We start from the raw sequence: 20,307 nt of genomic DNA, 5'->3' as shown, positions 1-20,307 counted from the left end.
GCGACGCCAAAGACGTTCTATTCAGTGCGGTTCCGGAACGCGGCCTCTCCGGCGTCCGACACCTCGACCCACTTTTTGTCGGGAACGGCTTCGGCGCCGTAATTGTCGTGCCAGTTCCACCACTTGTACGTCGGCGTCTGCGGATAGCCCTCGGGCGAATCCTCCCAAACCTCCTGGCGGCCGAGCGGCGACAGGTCGAGATAGCTCCATACGGTCCCCATCGCCTCGTCGCCGCGGTTGTTAATGAAGTAGGTACGGAACACGCGATCACCGTCGCGGATGAACACGTTGTGGCCGTGCCATTCGTCAACGCCGAAATCGGCATCGAAGCTGTCGGTGATGGTGTACCAGGGCATCTTCCAGTCCATCCGCGCCTTCAGCCGCGCAATGTCGGCCTGCGGTGCGCGCGAGGCGTAGGCAAGCGTGGTGTCGCGGGCGTTCAGATGGGCAAGATTGCCGACCTGGTCCGCCCCCAGCGAGCAGCCGCGGCAAGCGTGGTCGGGCCAGCCGAATACGCCGGGCTCGAAGAAGGCGCGGTAGACGATCAGCTGACGGCGGCCCTCGAACAGGTCGAGCAGGCTCACCTTTCCGTCGGGGCCCTCGAACGTATAGGTCTTCTCCACCGCCATCCACGGCATCCGCCGGCGCTCGGCGGCCAGTGCGTCGCGAGCCCGGGTCACAGTCTTCTCCTTCACGAGCAACTGCTGGCGCGCGGCCTCCCACGCGTCAGGCGAAACGACCGGTGGTGTCTTCATCGCGAGCCGCGTCGTCTGCTCGCCTGTGCCATTCTGATGTGCCGTCATTGTGCATCTCCCTTGCTGGTTTGTCGCCGCACCGGCGCGACGTGTTGGGTCGTGAGCCAGGATAGGGGCGATAGCGGATTGGCGAGAGTGACAAGTGTGACGCGATTCCGACGGGTCCGCTGATCACGGCCAATTTCGCCGCCCGCGACGCCCCTGCGCTCATTCGTGCCCGGACTGCTGAATGGGCCGAGCGCCGGCCAGATAGCGGTCATTGTCAAACGGCTCGGCGTGGTTGCTGTCCGGACTCCACAGCTGCCGGTGGGTTCGTGTGAGATCGCCGAGGTAGACATGCAGCGCACCCGATCGCGCACCGCCCGTATTCGCAACCGCATGCACGGTATTTGACGCCATGTGCACCACGGCAGGCGCTGCGATGTCCTGCCTTTCGGGAACATCGAGTTCGCTGCCGGCAACGGGATAGATGAAGTTCGTCTCGCTGCCCTTGTAGATGCCGATCAAGGCATCCATCAGGTGGTTGTGAGGCGGGTACTGCAGGCCGGGCGACAGAGTGATGTGATAGATCGTCAGGTTCGGACTCGCATGCAGAAGCACCTCGTCGTCGTCTTCTTCGTGAGCGAGTGTTCCCGATGCGTGAAAGCGGTTGGTGTAGTCGCCCAGGACCGTCCTTACCGCTTCGAGGGGATCTGGCCCTTTCGCTGCATTGACGATATCATCGGCAACAGCGTAGAGGGGCGAGTTGGCGGCTAAAGGCATATCAGTTATCCTCCCTGAGATGCTCAGATTGCTTATCTGAGATGCTCACGCTAGCGAATGCTGAGGCCAGCGTCAATCGGACAGCCAGACGGACAAAATATGAAAACGACGAAGTTGACCGCCGAACCGGCAAGACCGGCTACGGTCGAGGCGACAGCACTGTCGGCCGCCGACGTCCTTCGCAGGGAACAGGCATATGAGCAGCTGAGGAACGACATCATTGCCTGCGTGTTGCGCCCCGGCGAAGCGCTGACGGAGAAACAGATCGGTGATCGATACCAGATCAAAAAGGCGACCATCCGCGCGGCCTTGGCCCGCCTGATGCAGGAAGGACTGGTCAGGAGCGAGCCGCGCCGCGGCTACGTCGTTGCTACGCTCAGCCTGCGGGATGTCAACGAGATCTTCGATGTCCGCAGCTTGATCGAGCCGGAAGTGTTCAGGGTAGCGGCATCGAACATGACCGAGCGCGGGCTCGAGGATGTCAGGCTGGCAGCGCAAAAAGTGCTGAAGCCGGAGACGCTACGCAGCCACGTTGCCTTTCTTGCGGCCGACCGTGCCTTTCGTCTGGCCCTTGCGGAGCTCTCGGGAAATTTACGACTGGCGCATCTCCTGGACCAGATACTCGACCAGTCGGCGCGGGTTCTCCACCTCGGCTTCAAGTCCCGCGACTTCACCCAGTTGATCATCGCCCAGCAAAAGGAGCTGGTCCTTGCCTGCGAGGCAGGCGAGGTTTCCGCCATCGTCAAACTTGTCCGTTCGCAGTGCCTGTCTCTCAAGAAGCAGGTGCTCGAGGCTTTGCTTGCCGGTTCCAAGCTTCAAGACGTCAATTTGCAGCCCTTCGCCTAGAGCGGTTCCGGTTCTCCTGGAACCGGTAACCCGCTCTAACCATCTGTTTTGCCGCATTTATGCGGACGCCAAATGATTCCATTTGGCTGCAAAATGCTCTAAGGGAAGTTGGCCACTCGGTGCGACCCGCCACCTTGGCGCAACGGCCGCCGGCGGGCCTTGTTTCACCCCACCGCGCGTGCCGCCGCCCGTCCGGCACTGCGGCCGGAAAAGATGCAGCCGCCGAGAAACGTGCCTTCGAGCGCTGCATAGCCGTGCATGCCGCCGCCGCCGAAACCGGCGGCCTCGCCCGCCGCGTACAGCCCCTCGACTGGTTGGCCGCCGGCGCCCAGCACGCGGCTGTCGAGGTCAGTCTCCAGCCCACCGAGCGTCTTGCGGGTCAGGATGCTGAGCCTGACGGCAATCAGCGGGCCATTGGCGGGATCGAGCAGCTTGTGCGGTCTTGCGGTGCGGATCAGCCGGTCGCCGAGATAGGCTCGCGCGCCGCGCAACGCAGTAATCTGCATGTCCTTGGAGAACGGATTGTCGAGCTGCCGGTCGCGGGCGCGGATTTCGCGCTCAACCTGCGCCAGTTCGAGCAGCGGCTCGCCGCCGGCCACTGCGTTCATGCCGGCGACCAGCGCCGGCAAATCAGGCTCGACGATGAAATCCTCGCCCTTCTCCATGAACGCCTTGACCGGCGCGGGCACGCCGCTGGTGGCGCGGCCGAGCACCTGGCGCCAGCTCTTCCCCGTCAGATCGGGGTTCTGCTCGGAGCCCGACAGCGCGAACTCCTTCTGGATGATCTTTTTGGTCAGGATGAACCAGGAATGATCGAAGCCGGTGCTCATGATGTGGCTGAGCGTGGCCAACGTGTCGAAGCCGGGATAGAGCGGGACCGGCAGGCGCTTGCCGCGCCCATCGAGCCACAGCGATGACGGGCCGGGCAGGATGCGGATCGCATGATCGGTCCAGATCGGTGCCCAGTTCCTGACGCCCTCGACATAGTGCCACATGCGGTCGCGGTTGATCAGCCGGCCGCCGGCGGCTTCGGCGATCGCCAGCATGCGGCCGTCGACATGATCGGGAACGCCAGTGATCATGCGTTTCGGCGGCGCGCCCATCCGCTTCGGCCAATTCTCCCGGACCAGCTGGTGATTGGCGCCGATGCCGCCGGAGGCGACGATGACGGCCTGCGCCTTCAGCTCGAAATCGCCGGTGATCTCGCGCGAGCTCTTGCGGCCGCGCTCGGCATCGCTCGCCGCCAATAGGTCGCCGCGCACGCCGTCGACGACGCCGCCCGTCCGCGTCAATTCGTTGACCCGGTGACGGAATTTGAAGCGGATCAGCCCGCGCTTCTCGGCCTCGCGTACGCGCTGCGCGAACGGTTCGAGCACGCCAGGGCCGGTGCCCCAGGTGATGTGGAAGCGCGGCACCGAATTGCCGTGGCCGACGGCATTGCCGCCGCCGCGCTCGGCCCAGCCGACCACCGGAAAGAATTTCAGGCCGCGCTGCATGAGCCAGGAGCGCTTCTCGCCGGCGGCGAAGCCGAGATAGGCCTCGGCCCAGCGGCGCGGCCAGAGATCTCAGCGCCAGCTCATACGAATCGCGGATGCGCATGCGCCGCTGTTCGGGCGAATCGACAAGGAAGATGCCGCCGTGCGACCAGAATGCCTGGCCGCCAAGCGACTGTTCCGGCTCCTGCTCGACGATGATGGTCTTCTTGCCGGCCGCAGTCAGTTCGGCCGCCGCGACAAGGCCGGCAAGGCCGGAGCCGACAATGATCACATCCGCATCGTCGGACATCTATTTGGCCATGATCTTGTCCAAAAACCGGTCCCCACTTTTTGGGATCATGGCCGGCCTAGACTGTTTCCCAGCCTTCCTTCTCGCCGGCGCGGAAGATGGCATCGATGACCTTCTGGTTGAGCACCGATTCTTCCAGAGTGAAGACGCGGTCCTTGCCGCCCTGGGCCGCCCGCGCAAAGGCCTCGACTTCCAGCCGGTATTGCTGCGTGCCGGGAAAGCGGAACACCTGCGCCTCGCTGTGGTTCTGGTTGTGCAGCTCGACGCGGTGATGGTCGTAGAGCCCGGCGTTGAACGGTGAGAACACCTCGATGAAGCCCTTCTCGCCGTGCAAGACCATCACCTGGCGTGCCGCCATCTGCGTCGACAGGTAAAACGACAGCTCGAAGTCGCCGAAATCGGCGCGGATCGAGGAATAGATGTCGGTGCCGAATGTCTTGTCGCGCTCGATCGTCGCCTGGACGCGCAGAGGCTCCTTGCCGGTCGAAAAGCGCGTCGATACCGTCGGATAGACGCCGATGTCGGGCAGCGCGCCGCCGCCGAGATCGAGCTTGTTGCGCATGTTGTTGGGGTCGACATTGTAATAGGAGAACGCGCCCTGGACATGGCGCAGCCGGCCGATGGCGCCGTTGGCGATCAGCTCGCGCACCTTGATCCACTGCGGATGGTAGACGACCATGAAGGCTTCGCAGACCAGCACCTTCCTGGCATCGCGCAGCTTGATCAGCGGCGGAATGTCCTTGGCATCGAGCGCCAGCGGTTTTTCGACCAGGACATGCTTGCCGGCCTCGATCGCCTTGGCCGTCCATTCGACATGCTGCGAGGTCGGCAGCGGAATGTAGACGCCGTCGATGTCGCTGGAGGCGAGCAGCTCCTCATAGGAGCCGAACGCGTGGCGCGCACCGAAGCGTTCGCCCAGCGCCCGCGCTTTCGACAGATCGCGGCTGGCAATCGCGGACAGCACGCCGTTCTCCGCCTCGACGATTGCCGGCAAAAGCTGCTCGCGGCCGATCTTGGCCGTCGACAAAACACCCCATCGGAACATCAAATTTCTCCTCTCGATTGCAGGCCTGGAGGTTTGCCCTAATTCAGGAGAAAAGCCAATGCGGGAGCATGGCGGCGAACAGGGCGATCATCTGCGGCTTGTCCGGATGCCGGCGCTGCCCTTGCGGAACCTGGGTTCCCCGCCCCACGAAGTGGGGAGAGGTGGCTCGGGCGAAGCCCGAGACGGAGAGGGGCCTTTGCGGCGGCCGAATTGGCTGTTCACGCGCCCGTTATGCGCTTCGCATCATAATCAGTCCGCGCCCTGCCCCTCCAGGATTCTGGCTTGGCGGCCGTCGTCCCCCTCTCCGTCCCGGGCTTCGCCGGGCCACCTCTCCCCCGCTTTGCGGGGGCAAGGAACCCCGGTCCTGCAAAGACTATCCCCGCTTGCCGGTCAGCGTCATGTCGAAGTCGACGACGTTGGAATAAATCGGCGTGCCGACATCCATGCCGTAGCGCGACCGCAGCACCTTGCCGGTGACGTGGAATTTTATCGTGCCCGCCTTGAGGCCGCCGAGATCGGCGGTGAATTTTTCCTGAAAGGTCTTGCCGCGCGCCGTCAGCCTGCCGGTAACCAGGGCTGACGTGTCGCCGGTCCGTTTGACGCTGGTCGAACGGAACTGGATCTCCGGGTTGTCGGCGGCGTCGAAGACCGCGTCCGAGCGAAGAAAGGCATCGATGCGGCTTTGGCCGGTGCCGACGCTTTCGGGGAAGATGGTGAAATTGACCTGGGACCGGCCGACATCGCTGTTGTCGATCAGGATACTGCCCTTGAAGCGGGCGAAGGCGCCGTCGAGACCGCCGCCGCCGAGCTTGGCGATGGAGAAGTGGATGCTGGAACTCCCCGGGCGGATGATGTAGCTGCCGGCCGCGTCGCCGAGGGCAACGGCGGCGAAAACAGGCATGGCAAAACAAGCGGCGGCGGCCGCAAATCCGAAGATGCGCGCGTACATGGAAATGGTCCTCTTGGCAGGCAACGCTTTCTTGCGTCCTCGCCCCGTCAACGAATGAGCCGTCCGCTCTATTCCCTGTCGTGATGTGACGAAGCCGTGATCATGCGCGTCAGCACGGTATCCCTCAGCCAGAAATGATGGCGCAGCGCTGCGGCGAGATGCAAAGCGACAAGTCCGATGCCGGCATAGGCGAGATACCAGTGCGTCGCTGCCCAGAAGCTTTCTGCCGTGTCCGATTCACCGAGCGGCAGATTGGGCATGACGAACAGATTGAACGGCACGCTCGGGATCTCCAGCACCGAGACCGAGACCAGCGCCCAGCCGGACAACGGCAGAGCGAGCTGAAACGCATAAAGCGCGAGATGGACCAGCGGCGCCGCACGGCGCTCGAAAGGCCCGACCGAGCGCGGCAGCGGCGGGGCCGGTCTGCCTAGGCGCCAGGCGATGCGCAGGATGACCAGTCCAAGCAGCAGGAAGCCGAAGGATTTATGCAGCTGGATCAGCTCGAAGGCGGTGCGCTGGCTGGACAGCCGCACCATGACGAAGCCGAGCACGAACTGGCCGATAAAGAGCGCCGCGATCAGCCAGTGAAGGATGATCGCCGTCCAGCCGTAGCCGGCCGTCTGGTTTTTGGGCAGTGCTGACATGGTCGGTGAACGAATGCCAGGTCGGCTTTCTTCCACCTCTCCCTTGTGGGGAGGGTTGGCTTACTCGCCGACCTTGAAAAAATCGACAAAGGCCCTGAGCGCCGGCCGCATCTGGCGGCGGCTGGGGTAATAGACGAAGAAGCCGTCGAAGCGCGGGCACCAGTCCTCCAGCACGCGAACGAGCTTGCCGGCGGCGAGCGCGGCGCGGACATAGTCCTCGAACACGAAGGCGAGCCCGGCGCCGTCAACCGCGGCATTGGCAATCAGATGGTCCTCGTCGAGGATCAGCGGCCCTTGCACCGCTATCTCGATCTCCTCGCCGTTTTGCTCGAATTCCCAGCGGTAGAGAATGCCGCTGGAGAAGCGGAAGCGGATGCAGCGGTAAGCGGCGAGATCGCGCGGATGCTGCGGCTTGGGCACGGTCTCGAAATAGGCTGGCGCGCCGACCACGGCGCCGCGAAGGTCTGGTCCGATGCGCACCGCGATCATGTCGCGTTGCAGGCTCTCGCCCAGTCGCACACCGGCATCGAAGCCGCCCTCGACGACGTCGGTGAAGCGGTCCTCGATGACGATCTCCAGCACGATGTCGGGATAGGCAGCCGCAAAGGCGCTGAGCCTCGGCGTCAGCGCCAGGTGGGCCGCGGTGCGCGGCACGGTCAGCCGGAGATTGCCGGCCGGCCGGTCGCGCGCCTCGATCGCCGATTCCAGCGCCAGGTCGATTTCCGACAGCGCCGGCCTGAGGCGCTCGAGCAGTTGCGCGCCCTCCTCGGTCGGAGCGACGCTGCGCGTGCTGCGCGCCAGCAGGCGAACGCCAAGACACGCTTCCAGGCTGGACACCGCATAGCTGACCGCCGATGGCGCGATCGCCAGCTCCTTGGCGGCGCCGCGAAAACTGCCGCATTGGGCGACCGTTGCCAGTACCGCGAGCTGTGAAAGATGGGTTCGCTTCATTGATCTATTTCTTGGAACAGCCCGTGCAAATGAGAGCCGATTATCGAACGCAGGGCAAGACGCTATCTCTGCGGCATCACAACCATCACAACAAGGAGACACGTGATGCAAACCCGCAAGCTTGGCAATGAACTTGACGTCTACCCGGTCGGCCTCGGCTGCATGGGGATGAGCTTTGCCTATGGTGGCCAGCCGGAGGCGGAGGCGATTGCCACGCTGCGCCATGCCGTCGAGATCGGGGTCAATTTCTTCGACACGGCCGAGGTCTATGGCCCTTACGAGAACGAAATCCTGGTCGGCAAGGCGCTGAAGCCGGTGCGTGACAAGGTGACGATCGCAACCAAATTCGGCTTCAAGATCCTCGAAGAAGGCAGCGGCATGGAGCGCATGGCCGGTGTCGATAGCCGCCCGGAGCATGTCAAGGCGGTGGCCGAAGCGTCATTGAAGCGGTTGGATACGGAGGTGATCGATCTCTATTACCAGCACCGCGTCGACCCCAACGTGCCGATCGAGGATACGGTCGGCGCCATGGCCGAGCTGGTGCGCGAGGGCAAGGTGCGGGCGCTCGGCCTGTCGGAGGCGAGTGCGGCGACCATCCGCCGGGCGCATGCCGTGCACCCGATCGCCGCCGTGCAGAGCGAGTATTCACTGTGGAGCCGCGATCCGGAGGGGGAAGTGTTTGCCGTCTGCCGCGAGCTCGGCATCGGCTTTGTCCCGTATAGCCCGCTCGGCCGCGGCCTGCTCACCGGCACGATCGCCAAGCCCGATGTTCTCGGCGCCGACGACTGGCGCCGCGGGTTGCCGCGCTTCCAGGCCGACGCCATGGCGGCCAATGCGGCGGTCGTCGCCGTGCTGGAAAAGATGGCCGCCGGGAAGGGCGTGACGCCGGCGCAGCTGGCGCTCGCCTGGGTGCTGCATCAGGGCGACTTCATTGTCCCGATCCCTGGTGCCCGCAAGATCCGACATCTCGAACAGAATACGGCGGCAGCCGATATCGTACTGAGCCAGGCCGAGGTGGCATCCATCGGCGACGCCCTGTCGCCGGAAAAGGTGGTCGGCAAGCGCTATACCGAGGAGCTGCTGGCGCTGGTCAACGGGTGAACGGCAATCGACGGCGCAATCGAAACGGGGCGTTTCGGCACCCCTTTTTGACTAATACGGTGCGATGCAAAGCGTTGTGAGACCTCGGCGCGAGGCACCCCCTCTGTCCTGCCGGACATCTCCCCCTCAAGGGGGGAGATTGGCAGTTCCCGCGCCCTCCCCGCCCTTCCGGCGCCGGTGATTGGCGAAAGCCGAGGCGACATCCGATCTCCCCCCTTGAGGGGGAGATGCCCGGCAGGGCAGAGGGGGGGTGCCTCGCGCCGACATTTCCTACCAAGGCACGACACTGATCTCCGGCCAGTTCTCCCTGGCACGCGCGCCCTTCATCTCGTGCGTCTGCCGATTATCCAGTGCACGGTTCGGGGTAACGCGAAACGAGAAGATGTCGTCGAGCCCGAACGGCGCCACGAGCGCGAGTTGCCCATCGATGCCGAATCTAACGCCGACCGCATGGGTTTTCGAAGCGAAATAGGACAGCGCCTCGGCGGACGACGACAGTCTGGGATAGGAACCGCCAAAGCGCGCCTCAAACCACAGATGCACCCGCGCCTGGTTGCGCACTTCGACCGGCAGCGTCAGTCCTTCGAACTGCTTCGCCGCCCGGCGGATGACCGTGTCCTCGGCTTCATAGGACAGATCGCTCTCATCGAAATAGAACAGGTCGACATCCCGGATGCCGTACCCCGAGGGCTTTCCGGTCAGATGATTCCAGACGCTGTTGTAAAGCGCGCCTGAGACGACCAGCCAGTCCGGCAGGCCTAGCACCCGTACCCGCGACAGCGTCTCACCGACCAGCGGATCGGCTGAGACGATATCGAGAAAGACTGCACGCTGTTCCTCGAAGGGCAGCCCTGAATAGCGCAGATGGTCCATCGCCCTTTGGAGGGCGATTCGTCACCTGCCGGCAACCCCTCTAGATCCTCAGCGCGCCATCCGTTGTGCAATTATCGGAAAGGGCGTCGTGACGCCCATTTCTGCAGGCTAGTTTCCCTCTCGCCCAAGGCTCATTGTTCGGTCGGTCTCGGACCAGAAGACTGGCTCCTCGATTGACGGCCATTCTTCGCCGTACACAAAGCCTTCGATCGCATCTAGCTTTCCTTCAATCTCATCGAAGAACAGCACCATGCCGCAAAGAAGCTGGTCAGGTCCAACGCACGCTACCCGAAGCGAACTGAACACTCGACTCTCAAAGCGCAATTCCGGGGGAACCGATGAGGCAACGATTGTGGTCATGAACCCTACAGGATCGCGGCTGCGGTCTTTGACTTTCAGCGCACGCATCATGTCAGGAGAAACGCCGGCGGAACGGCAGAACTCCTTGACGAAAAACACTTCCAGCGGGGTCAGGTGCATTTAGCTCAGCGGCAGAACGGACAGCGTTTCATTGGCGCTTGTACATCACGTCCGTTCGGATGACGTACTTGCGCCCCGACAGCACCTCGTCGCCGCGATGCTCGATCGGATGGTAGAACGCCAGTGCCATTCCTTTCTTCGGCTTCACCAGAAGACTGCTACCGGCATAGCCCGGCACCTCGCCGCGAAACGAGGTTCCTCCCCCTTCAAATCCATCTGATAGATAAATCATGAACGTGAACTGACTGCGCTCCAAGGCGTGGCGCTCGAAATAGCCGTCATGGTGCCAATCGAACTTCTGGCCCGGCCCATAGCGATAGAAACGGAAACGCTCATTCAGCCCGGTCAAGCGCCAGTCGCCGAGACCACGATAGAGCAGAGGCCGCGCCCGTGCGAAGAGCAAATCCGCAAGGTCCTCGTCATCGAAGACAACCCGGTCGTTATTGCGAAGCTCCTTCAGGACGGTGGCGCCGCCGGAGCTGTTCACCTTGGCCGCCTCGAAACCGTGCCGTTCACTGTCAGCGATCAGATCGGCGCATTCCTGGTCATCCAAGAAGCCGTCGATCGTCCCGATGTGAGTTGCCAGCCAGGTGATGGAGAGTTTGCTGGTGTGAACCATCATCGCATCCGTTCTAGGTTCTGAGCACGCCGCCGGTCTGCTTGCCGACATTCTCGACGATGCGCTTGGCCAGCGCCTCGAAATCGTCGTCGGTCAGCGTCTTTTCGACCGGCTGGATCGACACTTCAATGGCGATCGATTTTTTCGCCGCGCCGAGCGCTGCACCCTCGAAAACATCGAACACCGAGACGCCGGAAATCAGCTTTCGGTCGGCGGCAAGGGCGGCGCGAACGAGTGTGCCGGCTTCGACCGCCTTGTCGACAACGAAGGCGAAATCGCGCTTGACCGCCTGGAAGGCGGACAGATCAAGCCTCGGCTTCGTCCGCGTCGGCTTGGCCTTCGGCTCGGGCACCGCATCGATGAACACTTCGAAGCCGCAGAGCGGGCCGGAGACGTCCAGCCCCTCCAGCGTCTTCGGGTGGAACTCGCCAAACGTGCCAAGGATTACCTTCGGCCCAAGCTTGATCGTGCCGGAGCGGCCGGGATGATACCAGGCCGGGCCGCCAGCCTCGATCTGCAGCCGCTCGACCGGCGCGCCGCAGGCTTCGAGTGCTGCGATCGCATCGGCCTTGGCATCGAAGACGCCGACGGCGCCGGCATTGCCGGCCCAATGGCGGCCGGAGCCCTCGAGCCTGGCGGTGCCGCGCCGCACGCCGGCGGCAACACGCCGCTGCTGGTCGGCGCCGTCGCCCTCGTAAGTGCCCGACACTTCGAACAGCGCGACATCGCCGATGCCCCTGTCGGCATTGCGCTGAGCTGCCGCAATCAGCCCCGGCAGCAGCGACGGCCGCATGTCCGACATATCGGCGGCGATCGGGTTGGCAAGCTTCAGCGCCTGCTGGCCGCCGCCGAACAATTCGGCGTGTTTTGCCGGAACGAACGACCAGGTGACGGCCTCCATCATGCCGCGCACGGCAAGCGCCCGCTTGGCGGCGCGGGTGCGGATCTGCAGCACAGTCAGGATCCTGGCGTTGACCGCATCGTGCGAACCAAGCGGCTGCGGCGCGATATTGTCGACGCCGTGGATGCGCATGACCTCCTCGACCAGGTCGGCCTTGCCGTCGACATCCGGCCGCCAGGACGGGACCGCCACATTGACGACATCGCCCGTGCCCTCCGGCTTGAAGCCGAGGCGGGCTAGAATGTCGAGGCTCGTCGCGCGCGGCACTTCGATGCCGGTCAGCCGCTTCACTTCCGACAATGGGAACGAGACGATCTTCGGCTGATGGCCGGCATAGCCGACGACTTCGGTTTGCGCCGGCGTACCGCCGCAGAAATCGAGCACCAGCTTCGTCGCCAGCTCCACACCGGGAATCATCATTTCCGGGTCGACGCCACGCTCGAAGCGGTAGCGTGCGTCGGTGATGATGCCGAGCGTGCGGCCGGTGCGGGCGGTGGTGATCGGGTCCCAAAGCGCCGACTCGATCAGCACGTCGGTGGTGTTCTCGTTGCAGCCGGAATGCTCGCCGCCCATGATGCCGGCGATCGATTCGATGCCGTCCTGGTCGGCGATGACGCACATCTCCGGCGTCAGCGTGTATTCGCGGCCGTCGAGCGCCTGCACCTTTTCGCCATCACGCGCCCGGCGCACGGCGAGATTGCCGGTGACCTTCGCAGCGTCGAAGACATGCAGCGGCCGACCGCGGTCGAAGGTGACGTAATTGGTGATATCGACGAGCGCGCTGATCGGCCTCAAGCCGATGGCGAGAAGCCTTTGCTGCAGCCATTTCGGCGACGGTCCGTTCTTGACGCCGCGCACCAGGCGCAGCGCAAAACCGGGACAGAGCTCCGGCGCTTCGATCGTCACCTTGACCGGCGTCTCGCCCTTGCCGGGGATCGGCTCTATCGGCGCGCTCTTCAGCGTGCCGAGCCCGCTCGCCGCCAGATCGCGGGCGATGCCATGGACACTGGTCGCATCCGGCCGGTTCGGCGTCAGATTGATCTCGATCAGCGGGTCGTCGAGATGGGCATAGGCGGCGAAGCTGGTACCGACCGGCGCATCGGCCGGAAGGTCGATGATGCCGTCATGCTCCTCGGACAATTCGAGCTCGCGCTCGGAGCACATCATGCCGTGGCTTTCAACGCCGCGGATCTTGCCGACGGTCAGCGTCACGTCGATGCCGGGAATATAGGTGCCCGGTGCTGCAAAGGCGCCGATCAGGCCCGCGCGGGCGTTCGGCGCTCCACACACAACCTGCACCGGCGGCTTGCCGTCGCCGGTGTCGACGGTCAGCACGCGAAGCCGGTCGGCGTCGGGATGCTGGACCGCCGTCAGCACCTTGGCGATGACGAAGGGGGCCAGGCTCGCCCGGTCGTCGATATGCTCGACCTCGAGGCCGATCGAGGTGAGACGCTCGACGATTTCCGCCAGCGAGGCGTCGGTCTCGAGATGATCCTTGAGCCAGGAGAGGGTGAGTTTCATGACTGTGTTCCGTCTGGTCTGGGCACGTTGCACTTGAAGCTATGCGGCCGCGCGTCGGACATGTGCAGGAAGGCGAGCTGCCCGCGGATTTGCTGCGGCCCGGTCGTCACGCGCTCAAGCCCCCGAACAGCGTCGGCATGTCAAGCGGCCTAAAACCGTAATGCGACAGCCAGCGCACATCGGCGTCGAAGAAGGCGCGCAGATCCGGCATGCCGTATTTCAGCATGGCGATGCGGTCGATGCCCATGCCCCAGGCGAAGCCCTGGTATTCGTCGGGATCGAGCCCGCCGTAACGGAGCACATTGGGGTGGACCATGCCGCAGCCGAGGATCTCCATCCAGTCCGAGCCCTCGCCGAAGCGCACCTCGCCCGGCCGCGAACGGTCGCACTGGATGTCGACCTCGAGGCTGGGCTCGGTGAACGGGAAGAAGGATGGCCGGAAGCGCATCTTGACGCTCGGCACTTCGAAGAAGGCCTTGCAGAACTCCTCCAGCACCCATTTCATGTTGGCGACGTTGGCCGACTTGTCGATCACCAGCCCCTCGACCTGATGGAACATCGGCGAGTGGGTGGCATCGGAATCCTGCCGGTAGGTCTTGCCGGGAATGACGATGCGGATCGGCGGCTTCTGCATCTCCATGGTGCGGATCTGCACCGGCGAGGTGTGGGTGCGCAAAAGCTTGCGCTCCCCCTGCTCGTCCGGCTGGAAGAAGAACGTGTCGTGCATCTCGCGCGCCGGGTGGCCTTCCGGGAAGTTCAGCGAGGTGAAATTGTAATAGTCGGTCTCGATGTCCGGGCCTTCGGCGATGGCAAAGCCGAGATCGCCGAAAATCGCCGCGATCTCGTCGATGACCTGGCTGATCGGATGGATGCGGCCGCGCTCGGCCGGCGATTGCCTGACCGGCAAGCTGACGTCGACCTTCTCGGCGGCAAGCCGTGCCGTGATCGCCACATCTTTCAGCGCGGCGCGGCGCGCCGAAAGTGCCTCGGTGACGCGGTTCTTGAGGCCGTTGATTGCCGGGCCTTTGACCTGTCGCTCCTCGGCGCTCATCGAGCCGAGTGTCTTCAGCATCTCGGAAACCGAGCCCTTCTTGCCAAGGACAGAGACACGCACCGCCTCGATCGCCTGCTCGTCGGCGGCCGAGGCGATCTCGGCCATCAGGGAATTTTCGAGAGTTTCCATGTCACTCATGTTCCATATCCGATTGGAAGCAAAGAAAAACCCGCGCCAGCCCTGCCAGCGCGGGTTTCCCAAATCAAGTGTCGAATAGCTTGGGAAGCGCTGGTCTTAAGCGACAGCGCTTTCAAAAGCATTCGGCGTGGTATTCTTCAGGTATTCGAGCGCGACCTTGGCCTTGGCCACGAGTGCGGCGAAGGCCTGCGGCTCGTGGATGGCCATGTCCGACAGGATCTTGCGATCGATCTCGATCCCGGCCTTGTTGAGACCGTCGATGAAACGGCCATAGGTCAGGCCATGCTCATGCGTCGCCGCATTGATGCGCTGGATCCACAGCGCGCGGAACGAGCGCTTGCGGTTCTTGCGGTCGCGATAGGCGTACTGCAGCGACTTTTCCACCGCCTGCTTGGCGATGCGGATGGTGTTCTTGCGACGGCCGTAAAAACCCTTGGCGGCTTTCAGGACCTTCTTGTGCTTGGCGTGCGAGGTGACGCCTCTCTTTACGCGTGCCATGTCATGATCTCCTTAAAAGCAATTCCAGGAAAAGTGCCTGGCGGTTTTCCGTTCGGAATTGCGTAAAACAAATGCGTGTCCAGACCGAATGCTCTTATTTTGGCGCATGATGTTTCCAAAAAGTCTGCAACTTTTTGGCATCATGCCCTAGAGGCCGTTCGGCAGAAAATTCTTGATGACCTTCTTGCCATCCGGTTCAGCCAGAACCATCGTGCCGCGGGCATTTCGAATGAACTTGTTGGAACGCTTGATCATGCCGTGACGCTTGCCGGCCGCAGCCGACAGAACTTTACCCGTACCTGTGATCTTGAACCGCTTCTTGGCGGCCGATTTGGTCTTCATCTTGGGCATTTTGCTACTCCGTTTATATGCGCACCAATGCGCTTTTTGTTCGCTTCAGGCCGACCAAAGCCCGAAAAGCAAATGAAACCGCCACGGCATGCCCTGCCGGGCGGTTTTTTGGGAACGGCGGTCCTATACGTCAAAGCGGGCTGGCGCGCAACACCCCGTGCCGAGCAACACTGTAGTGCTCAGGGGAAACGGAACAGCACCGGCAATATGCCGGACTGCTGGGCGCCGTCGATCAGTTCGAAAGCCGGCAAGGCAACGAGGAACACCAGCCCGTCCAGTAACGTGGTTCGCAGCAGGCGCGGCTTGAAGCTGCCGGTGTCGCCTTCCTGATACAGCGACAGTTTCGGGAAGAAGCGCGGCACTTTCGCCAGGTAGGCCTGGTATGGCGCGCCGAGAGCCTGCTTGAGGAATTTCTCCTCGCGCAGGATAACGATGTAAAAGGCACCCGCGCAGAGCGCTCCAAAGCCGATCGTGGCGGTGATGGAGCCGATCTGTGCGCCGACACCGGCGGCAGCTAAAGTAGAGAAGACATAGAGCGGGTTGCGGGTGATCGAATAGGGTCCGCCGGTCACCACTTCGGAGGATTTGCGACCGCCGATATAGAGCGTCGACCACAAGCGTCCGACGATGCCGAGAAAGATCAGCACGACGCCGACCATCTCGATCGTTTCATGCACAGGCGTATCGGGCGGAAAAACCGACTGCCCGAACAAAAGCATCGCGAACAGGACGACGACGACGACGGCAAGCACCATCCTGCGCGTGTGCTGGTAGCTGCCCAGCCCATATTTGGCTTCCGAATGCTTGACGTCATTGACCATGTCGGGAATCCGATCGTCGAGGGAACCAGAGCGTCTTTGCTCTCGCCGGCGATCGCAGCGTCTGGCCAAGAAAACAGGCGCCCCGCCGATCGCCGGGACGCCTTGCAACATGATTCAGGCGGATTTTATGCACGTCGCCCAACAGTGCGCAGCGGTTTTGCGACAACGACATGCACAAAACAGAACTAAAGCGCAACGCGCTTTAGCGGGGCGCCAGCACCATCATCATCTGACGGCCTTCGAGCTTCGGTTCGGCTTCGACCTTGGCGATGGGCGCCACTTCCTCGCGAACCTTGTTCAGAAGCTGCATGCCGAGTTCCATATGCGCCATCTCGCGACCGCGGAAGCGCAGCGTCAGCTTAACCTTGTCGCCTTCCTCGAAAAAGCGCCGGACGGCCTTCATCTTGGTCTCATAGTCGTGGCTGTCGATGTTCGGGCGCATCTTGATCTCCTTGATCTCGATGACCTTCTGGTTCTTGCGCGCCTCGGCCGCCTTCTTCTGGTTGGCGTATTTCAGCTTGCCGAGATCGAGGATTTTTACGACGGGCGGCACTGCATTGGGCGATATCTCGACCAGATCGAGCCCCGCCTCTTCGGCGAGCAGCAATGCATCGTTGATGGAGACATCGCCGCGGTTCTGGCCTTCGGCGTCGATTAGCTGGACCCGGGGAACCCGGATGTCACGGTTGGAGCGCGGGCCTTCCTTGGTGGGCGCCGCTGCTTTGAAAGGTCTGCGAATGGTCGTGGTCTCCTTGAGCCGTTTCGTTAAGGGGTTCTTCAGTTCAGAATTGCGAACGCGCAATGTGGTGAGCGCGCGGTCGGAGTCAATAGCACAGCATTCTCAGGAAATCACCTGCTCGATGGAATGCTCCTCTGCACCAAGCGAAGAAAGTGGCGGAGCACTTTTCGTTGAATGCCTTGCTGTGTCAAAAGACCGGCGTGAGGGAATACACCATGACCACCACCCCGATCTTTCTGGACGTCGACGGGACGAGCATCGCCGTCAGGCATGCGACAGGTGCCGAGCCCGGCATCGTCTGGCTCGGCGGCTACAAATCGGACATGCTGGGCACCAAGGCCGAAACACTGTCGGAATGGGCGCGCAAAGAAGGTCGCGCCTTTCTGCGCCACGATTATTCCGGCCACGGCGAATCGGGTGGCGCCTTTGCCGACGGCACCATCTCGAAATGGCTGGGCGAGAGCCTGGCGGTTTTCCGCCGCTTCACCCAGGGCAGGCAGATCCTGGTCGGCTCCTCGATAGGCGCCTGGATCGCACTGCGCATGGTGCAGGAGTTGCGCAAGGCGGGCGAGAACAGCGTCGCCGGCCTTGTGCTGCTGGCGCCGGCGCCCGATTTCACGTTCGAACTGGTGGAGCCGGTGCTGACCGGGGCACAGAAGCGCGACCTCAGGAAAAAGGGCTTTTTCGAGGAGCCGTCGGACTATTCAGCCGAGCCTTACATCTACACGCGCGCACTGATCGAGGACGGCCGCAACAACCGGGTGATGACCGGGCCGATCGACACGCACTGTCCGGTCCACATCCTGCAAGGCCTTGCCGATCCCGACGTGCCGTCGAGCCATGCGTTGAAGCTGGTCAGCCTGCTGCCGGCCGACGACGTCACGCTGTCGCTTATCCCCGACGGTGACCACCGCCTGTCGCGGCCTCAGGATCTCGACATGCTGGTGCGGGCAGTGGACGCGATGGTGCGGCAGGCGGGATAGATTCAGCCGTTGCGGAACGTATAAGCATATCCGTTGATGGCCGGAGCGCCGCCAAGGTGGGCGTAGAGCACTTTCGATCCCTTGGGAAAATAACCCTTGCTCACGAGATCGATCATGCCCTGCATGGATTTTCCCTCATAGACCGGATCCGTGATCATGCCTTCAAGACGCGCGCAGAGACGGATTGCTTCCTTCGTCTCCTGCGAGGGGACGCCGTAGACCGGATAGGCATAATCTTCGATCAGGACGACATCGTTCTCATCGAGCTCCTTGCCGAGTTCGACCAGCGTCGCGGTGCTCTGCGCGATCTTGAGCACTTGCGCCTTGGTCTGCGCCGGAGTGCAGGATGCGTCGATGCCGATCACCTTGCGCTCGCGGCCGTCCTTGGCGAAGCCGACCAGCATGCCGGCGTGAGTCGAACCGGTGACGGTACAAACGACGATGTAGTCGAAGGCAAAGCCGAGCTCCTTCTCCTGCGCGCGGACCTCCTCGGCAAAGCCGACATAGCCCAGGCCGCCATATTTGTGTACCGAAGCCCCGGCCGGAATTGGATAGGGTTTGCCACCCGTGGCCTTCACATCCGCGATTGCCTGTTCCCAGCTTTCCCTAATCCCGATGTCGAAACCCTCATCGACCATCTGGACATCAGCGCCCATGATCCGGCTCAAAAGGATATTGCCGACGCGATCGTAGACGGCGTCCTCGTGGGGCACCCAGCTTTCCTGCACGAGGCGGCACTTCATGCCGATCTTCGCCGCGACGGCCGCCACCATGCGCGTATGGTTGGATTGGACGCCACCGATCGACACCAGCGTATCGGCGTTTGAGGCGATCGCGTCCGGGACGATGTATTCGAGTTTGCGCAGTTTATTGCCACCGAAGGCAAGACCGGAATTGCAATCCTCCCGCTTGGCATAGAGATCGACCTTCCCGCCGAGATGACCACCAAGCCGCTCCAGTTTCTCGATATGGGTCGGCCCGAATGTGAGCGGATAACGTTCGAATTTCTCGAGCATGAGAGTGCCCTCGCTTGTTCCATTCATTGCGGTGTGGTGCGATGAACACTATCAGCTCTGACTTGAAATGTGCTCTCAAAGATCGAGCCCAGAATATCCAAAATATCGCTTCATGGCATTAAAATGTCATATATATTTAATTCTTAATCCGAATAGCGGAAGAATCTTTCATGCGCGCAGCGCTCGACCGGATCGACCTGAAAATGTTGCGCCTGCTCCAGGGCAATGGGCGACTGACCAACGCGGAGCTGGCGCAGTCGGTCGCTGTTAGCCCGGCGACGTGCCACCGCCGGACGCAACGCCTGATCGATGAAGGCTACATCAGCCATGTCAGGGCGATGGTGACCCCGCAGAAGGTCGACAGAGGCGCGTTGGTGATGGTTGGCGTCGTACTCGACCGTTCGACCCCGGAGAGTTTCGCGGAATTCGAAAAGGCCGTCGCCAAACTGAAATTCATCCTCGACTGCCATCTGGTGGCAGGCGACTTCGATTATTTTCTGAAGATCAGGGTTGGTGACATGGCGGATTTCAACCGAATCCACGGGGATCAATTGATCGCACTGCCTGGCGTTCGCCAGACGAGAACCTTCTTCGTGATGAAAGAGGTCGTCGACAATGCGCCTCTGGATTTTTGAACGGACGGCTTCGAAGCGTCAAACCATTGCACTAAGCCAGCAGACGCGATCGGCGCTGGATTTTCACTACGAACCGTCGGCGGCATTGCCCCCTTACGGGGCTTGGCTGCTCTTTTCCTCGAAATGCTCAAAAAGCGATAATCATTTCAGCCGCTTGTCCGGTTTTGGCGGTTGCTGTCTTGAATCGCCGTTTTCTTCATCCCATTTCGATTCCACGCAGCCGGAATTGGCTGTCTCCAACTGAAGGATTGGGAGAAATGAACACATCTGCATTGATCCGTCCGGCCTGGACGCCGGCGACCATCGCGTTGATGGTGATCGGGTTCATGGTGTTCTGGCCGCTCGGCTTCGCCATGCTCGCCTACATCATCTGGGGCGACCGGCTCGAGGGCTTCAAGCGCGACGTCAACCGCGCGACCGACGGCATCTTCGCCGGCTGCCGCCGCGGCTCCGACAAGGCCGCGCGCTGGGGCCATGGCTCCGCCCGCACCGGCAACGTCGCTTTCGACGACTGGCGCGAAAAGGAACTCGAGCGGCTTGCCGAGGAACGCCGCAAGCTCGACGAGATGCTGAGCGAGTTCGATGAATATGCCCGCGAATTGCGCCGCGCCAAGGACCAGGAAGAGTTCGACCGCTTCATGGCCAACCGCAACAAGTCGACATCGCCCACGACCGGCGGGTCAACCGGCTCGACGACGAACAACAAACGCGGCGGCAACTCCACGCCAGGCCTGCTCGACGAGTAAGGTCCCGTGCCCAGATAGATAATCCAACGGCGTCGCGTCAGCGGCGCCGTTTCTTTTTTGTTCTAGTCGTTTCCCTCGAATCACGTATCGT

At 62.5% G+C, this 20,307-nt stretch carries 22 protein-coding genes and 1 pseudogene; 6 read left to right on the top strand and 17 right to left on the bottom strand.

Annotation, left to right across the window (positions count from 1 at the left end):
- Positions 1–17: 17 nt before the first annotated feature.
- Both NKI47_RS14265 and NKI47_RS14260 read right to left on the bottom strand, forming a co-directional pair.
- Positions 18–803 carry a DUF899 domain-containing protein gene (locus tag NKI47_RS14265; protein WP_023677589.1) on the bottom strand — a complete coding sequence of 262 codons (786 nt, stop codon included), beginning with the start codon at positions 801–803 and terminating at the stop codon, positions 18–20.
- Positions 804–962: 159 nt separating this feature from the next.
- The gene (locus tag NKI47_RS14260) at positions 963–1,517 is read right to left on the bottom strand and encodes an autotransporter (protein ID WP_023677588.1); all 555 of its coding nucleotides are present in this window, start codon (positions 1,515–1,517) and stop codon (positions 963–965) included.
- Between the two features lie 99 nt (positions 1,518–1,616).
- On the opposite strand from NKI47_RS14260, the gene NKI47_RS14255 reads away from it, so the two are divergent.
- Positions 1,617–2,363 carry a GntR family transcriptional regulator gene (locus tag NKI47_RS14255; protein WP_352590824.1) on the top strand — a complete coding sequence of 249 codons (747 nt, stop codon included), beginning with the start codon at positions 1,617–1,619 and terminating at the stop codon, positions 2,361–2,363.
- 164 nt (positions 2,364–2,527) lie between these two features.
- On the opposite strand, the pseudogene NKI47_RS14250 reads toward NKI47_RS14255, so the two are convergent.
- The 5 genes and pseudogenes from NKI47_RS14250 to NKI47_RS14230 form a co-directional block, all read right to left on the bottom strand.
- Positions 2,528–4,148 (bottom strand): annotated as a pseudogene (locus NKI47_RS14250) (FAD-binding dehydrogenase).
- 58 nt (positions 4,149–4,206) lie between these two features.
- Positions 4,207–5,193 carry a Gfo/Idh/MocA family protein gene (locus NKI47_RS14245; protein ID WP_352590821.1) on the bottom strand — a complete coding sequence of 329 codons (987 nt, stop codon included), beginning with the start codon at positions 5,191–5,193 and terminating at the stop codon, positions 4,207–4,209.
- Between the two features lie 373 nt (positions 5,194–5,566).
- Positions 5,567–6,142: a YceI family protein gene (locus NKI47_RS14240; RefSeq protein WP_352590818.1), complete on the bottom strand. Its 576-nt coding sequence runs from the start codon at positions 6,140–6,142 to the stop codon at positions 5,567–5,569.
- Positions 6,143–6,210: 68 nt separating this feature from the next.
- Positions 6,211–6,789: a cytochrome b gene (locus tag NKI47_RS14235; protein ID WP_352568460.1), complete on the bottom strand. Its 579-nt coding sequence runs from the start codon at positions 6,787–6,789 to the stop codon at positions 6,211–6,213.
- Between the two features lie 60 nt (positions 6,790–6,849).
- On the bottom strand, positions 6,850–7,740 hold the full coding sequence (locus tag NKI47_RS14230; protein ID WP_023677581.1) for a LysR family transcriptional regulator: 891 nt from the start codon (positions 7,738–7,740) through the stop codon (positions 6,850–6,852).
- A gap of 105 nt (positions 7,741–7,845) precedes the next feature.
- Between NKI47_RS14230 and NKI47_RS14225 the strand changes: the two genes are divergently transcribed.
- On the top strand, positions 7,846–8,841 hold the full coding sequence (locus NKI47_RS14225) for an aldo/keto reductase (RefSeq protein ID WP_023677580.1): 996 nt from the start codon (positions 7,846–7,848) through the stop codon (positions 8,839–8,841).
- Positions 8,842–9,111: 270 nt separating this feature from the next.
- On the opposite strand, the gene NKI47_RS14220 is transcribed toward NKI47_RS14225, so the two are convergent.
- The 9 genes from NKI47_RS14220 to infC form a co-directional block, all read right to left on the bottom strand.
- Positions 9,112–9,714: a nucleotidyltransferase family protein gene (locus NKI47_RS14220; protein WP_023677579.1), complete on the bottom strand. Its 603-nt coding sequence runs from the start codon at positions 9,712–9,714 to the stop codon at positions 9,112–9,114.
- Between the two features lie 108 nt (positions 9,715–9,822).
- Positions 9,823–10,194 carry a hypothetical protein gene (locus NKI47_RS14215; protein WP_352590815.1) on the bottom strand — a complete coding sequence of 124 codons (372 nt, stop codon included), beginning with the start codon at positions 10,192–10,194 and terminating at the stop codon, positions 9,823–9,825.
- A 28-nt stretch (positions 10,195–10,222) separates the two neighbouring features.
- Positions 10,223–10,816 (bottom strand): prolyl hydroxylase family protein, encoded by a 594-nt coding sequence (locus NKI47_RS14210; RefSeq protein WP_245274729.1) that lies wholly within the window; start codon positions 10,814–10,816, stop codon positions 10,223–10,225.
- Positions 10,817–10,826: 10 nt separating this feature from the next.
- On the bottom strand, positions 10,827–13,235 hold the full coding sequence (gene pheT / locus NKI47_RS14205) for a phenylalanine--tRNA ligase subunit beta (RefSeq protein ID WP_352590812.1): 2,409 nt from the start codon (positions 13,233–13,235) through the stop codon (positions 10,827–10,829).
- A gap of 106 nt (positions 13,236–13,341) precedes the next feature.
- On the bottom strand, positions 13,342–14,427 hold the full coding sequence (pheS, locus tag NKI47_RS14200; RefSeq protein WP_352590810.1) for a phenylalanine--tRNA ligase subunit alpha: 1,086 nt from the start codon (positions 14,425–14,427) through the stop codon (positions 13,342–13,344).
- Between the two features lie 96 nt (positions 14,428–14,523).
- Positions 14,524–14,925, bottom strand: coding sequence for a 50S ribosomal protein L20 (rplT, locus tag NKI47_RS14195; RefSeq protein ID WP_006201247.1), 402 nt, complete (start codon positions 14,923–14,925; stop codon positions 14,524–14,526).
- 147 nt (positions 14,926–15,072) lie between these two features.
- Entirely contained in the window at positions 15,073–15,276 is a 204-nt protein-coding gene (rpmI, locus tag NKI47_RS14190; RefSeq protein WP_006201248.1) for a 50S ribosomal protein L35, read from the bottom strand.
- Positions 15,277–15,455: 179 nt separating this feature from the next.
- Positions 15,456–16,097: a methyltransferase family protein gene (locus NKI47_RS14185; protein ID WP_023677574.1), complete on the bottom strand. Its 642-nt coding sequence runs from the start codon at positions 16,095–16,097 to the stop codon at positions 15,456–15,458.
- A 202-nt stretch (positions 16,098–16,299) separates the two neighbouring features.
- Positions 16,300–16,836 (bottom strand): translation initiation factor IF-3, encoded by a 537-nt coding sequence (gene infC / locus NKI47_RS14180; protein WP_023677573.1) that lies wholly within the window; start codon positions 16,834–16,836, stop codon positions 16,300–16,302.
- A gap of 215 nt (positions 16,837–17,051) precedes the next feature.
- Here infC and NKI47_RS14175 point away from each other — a divergent pair, with 215 nt between their 5' ends.
- Entirely contained in the window at positions 17,052–17,819 is a 768-nt protein-coding gene (locus tag NKI47_RS14175) for an alpha/beta hydrolase (protein ID WP_352590808.1), read from the top strand.
- Between the two features lie 2 nt (positions 17,820–17,821).
- On the opposite strand, the gene NKI47_RS14170 is transcribed toward NKI47_RS14175, so the two are convergent.
- Positions 17,822–18,835 (bottom strand): 1-aminocyclopropane-1-carboxylate deaminase, encoded by a 1,014-nt coding sequence (locus tag NKI47_RS14170; protein ID WP_352568473.1) that lies wholly within the window; start codon positions 18,833–18,835, stop codon positions 17,822–17,824.
- Between the two features lie 170 nt (positions 18,836–19,005).
- Between NKI47_RS14170 and NKI47_RS14165 the strand changes: the two genes are divergently transcribed.
- The 3 genes from NKI47_RS14165 to NKI47_RS14155 are packed head-to-tail and all read left to right on the top strand — an operon-like array spanning position 19,006 to position 20,216.
- Positions 19,006–19,470, top strand: coding sequence for an Lrp/AsnC ligand binding domain-containing protein (locus NKI47_RS14165; protein WP_352568474.1), 465 nt, complete (start codon positions 19,006–19,008; stop codon positions 19,468–19,470).
- On the top strand, positions 19,451–19,714 hold the full coding sequence (locus NKI47_RS14160; protein ID WP_352568475.1) for a hypothetical protein: 264 nt from the start codon (positions 19,451–19,453) through the stop codon (positions 19,712–19,714). Before NKI47_RS14165 ends, NKI47_RS14160 begins: the two co-directional genes overlap by 20 nt.
- Before the next feature lie 13 nt (positions 19,715–19,727).
- On the top strand, positions 19,728–20,216 hold the full coding sequence (locus NKI47_RS14155) for a DUF2852 domain-containing protein (RefSeq protein WP_023677569.1): 489 nt from the start codon (positions 19,728–19,730) through the stop codon (positions 20,214–20,216).
- Positions 20,217–20,307: the final 91 nt, after the last annotated feature.

The organism is Mesorhizobium sp. M0633 (assembly GCF_040320645.1).
GTDB lineage: Bacteria > Pseudomonadota > Alphaproteobacteria > Rhizobiales > Rhizobiaceae > Mesorhizobium.
Note: the sequence above shows the minus strand (reverse complement) of the source record. Positions and strands in the feature narration are given on the sequence as shown.

Coding starts and splice junctions, on each gene's coding strand:
- NKI47_RS14225 (WP_023677580.1), top strand. CDS start 7,846: ATGCAAACCCGCAAGCTTGGCAATGAACTTGACGTCTACCCGGTCGGC.
- pheT (WP_352590812.1), bottom strand. CDS start 13,235: ATGAAACTCACCCTCTCCTGGCTCAAGGATCATCTCGAGACCGACGCC.
- NKI47_RS14265 (WP_023677589.1), bottom strand. CDS start 803: ATGACGGCACATCAGAATGGCACAGGCGAGCAGACGACGCGGCTCGCG.
- rpmI (WP_006201248.1), bottom strand. CDS start 15,276: ATGCCCAAGATGAAGACCAAATCGGCCGCCAAGAAGCGGTTCAAGATC.
- NKI47_RS14175 (WP_352590808.1), top strand. CDS start 17,052: ATGACCACCACCCCGATCTTTCTGGACGTCGACGGGACGAGCATCGCC.
- NKI47_RS14210 (WP_245274729.1), bottom strand. CDS start 10,816: ATGATGGTTCACACCAGCAAACTCTCCATCACCTGGCTGGCAACTCAC.
- NKI47_RS14155 (WP_023677569.1), top strand. CDS start 19,728: ATGAACACATCTGCATTGATCCGTCCGGCCTGGACGCCGGCGACCATC.
- NKI47_RS14160 (WP_352568475.1), top strand. CDS start 19,451: ATGCGCCTCTGGATTTTTGAACGGACGGCTTCGAAGCGTCAAACCATT.
- NKI47_RS14220 (WP_023677579.1), bottom strand. CDS start 9,714: ATGGACCATCTGCGCTATTCAGGGCTGCCCTTCGAGGAACAGCGTGCA.
- NKI47_RS14215 (WP_352590815.1), bottom strand. CDS start 10,194: ATGCACCTGACCCCGCTGGAAGTGTTTTTCGTCAAGGAGTTCTGCCGT.
- NKI47_RS14255 (WP_352590824.1), top strand. CDS start 1,617: ATGAAAACGACGAAGTTGACCGCCGAACCGGCAAGACCGGCTACGGTC.
- NKI47_RS14230 (WP_023677581.1), bottom strand. CDS start 7,740: ATGAAGCGAACCCATCTTTCACAGCTCGCGGTACTGGCAACGGTCGCC.
- NKI47_RS14240 (WP_352590818.1), bottom strand. CDS start 6,142: ATGTACGCGCGCATCTTCGGATTTGCGGCCGCCGCCGCTTGTTTTGCC.
- NKI47_RS14165 (WP_352568474.1), top strand. CDS start 19,006: ATGCGCGCAGCGCTCGACCGGATCGACCTGAAAATGTTGCGCCTGCTC.
- rplT (WP_006201247.1), bottom strand. CDS start 14,925: ATGGCACGCGTAAAGAGAGGCGTCACCTCGCACGCCAAGCACAAGAAG.
- NKI47_RS14185 (WP_023677574.1), bottom strand. CDS start 16,097: ATGGTCAATGACGTCAAGCATTCGGAAGCCAAATATGGGCTGGGCAGC.
- pheS (WP_352590810.1), bottom strand. CDS start 14,427: ATGAGTGACATGGAAACTCTCGAAAATTCCCTGATGGCCGAGATCGCC.
- NKI47_RS14245 (WP_352590821.1), bottom strand. CDS start 5,193: ATGTTCCGATGGGGTGTTTTGTCGACGGCCAAGATCGGCCGCGAGCAG.
- NKI47_RS14170 (WP_352568473.1), bottom strand. CDS start 18,835: ATGCTCGAGAAATTCGAACGTTATCCGCTCACATTCGGGCCGACCCAT.
- NKI47_RS14260 (WP_023677588.1), bottom strand. CDS start 1,517: ATGCCTTTAGCCGCCAACTCGCCCCTCTACGCTGTTGCCGATGATATC.
- NKI47_RS14235 (WP_352568460.1), bottom strand. CDS start 6,789: ATGTCAGCACTGCCCAAAAACCAGACGGCCGGCTACGGCTGGACGGCG.